1 protein-coding gene is annotated in these 1013 nt (G+C 63.1%); it reads left to right on the forward strand.

Annotated elements, in window-relative coordinates; translation table 11 throughout:
- On the forward strand, positions 1-1013 hold a 1013-nt coding region (locus AC1DHT_RS29160), incomplete at both ends, for an immunoglobulin-like domain-containing protein (protein WP_477761590.1).

A 1013-nucleotide genomic window follows, 5' to 3' on the forward strand; every position in this document is an offset into this window, starting at 1 on the left:
CCGGCGGTCACCACGATCACCGATTCGATCGACAACACCGGGCTGTCCCTGGCAGCAACCGGTTCGGTCACCGAAGGCGGCCAGATTACCTACACCGCGACCCTGACCAATCCGGCCGGCACGCCGATGACCGTGACGCTCAGCAATGGCGCGGTGATCAACATCGAGGCCGGCAAAACCAGCGGCTCGGTGGTGGTCGACACCCCGGCCAACGACGTCTACAAAAACGGCAGCACCGTCAGCACTACCATCGAAAGCACCACCGGCGGCAACTTCGAACAGTTGACCCCGAGCACGACGCCGGCGGTCACCACGATCACCGATTCGATCGACAACACCGGCCTGACGCTCACCGCCGACAACACCATTACCGAAGGCGGCCAGATCACCTACACCGCGACGCTGAGCAATCCGGCCGGCACCGCGATGAGCGTGACCCTGTCCAACGGTGCAGTGATCAACATCGAGGCCGGTAAAACCACCGGCTCGGTGGTGGTCGACACCCCGGCCAACGACGTCTACAAAAACGGCAGCACCGTCAGCACCACCATCGAAAGCACCACCGGTGGCAATTTCGAGCAGTTGACCCCAAGCACCACCCCGGCGGTCACCACGATCACCGATTCGATCGACAACACCGGGCTGTCCCTGGCAGCAACCGGTTCGGTCACCGAAGGCGGCCAGATCACCTACACCGCGACCTTGAGCAACCCGGCCRGCACGCCGATGACTGTCACGCTCAGCAATGGCGCGGTGATCAACATCGAAGCCGGCAAGACYWCCGGYTCGGTGGTGGTCGACACCCCGGCSAAYGACGTYTACAAAAACGGCAGCACCGTCAGCACCACCATCGAAAGCACCACCGGCGGCAATTTCGAGCAGCTGACCCCGAGCACCACCCCGGCGGTCACCACGATCACCGATTCGATCGACAATACCGGGCTGAGCCTGACGGCGAATGGGGCGGTGGTTGAAGGTGGTCAGATCACTTACACCGCCACGCTGAGCAACCC

The organism is Pseudomonas sp. 05N432, from assembly GCF_056396945.1.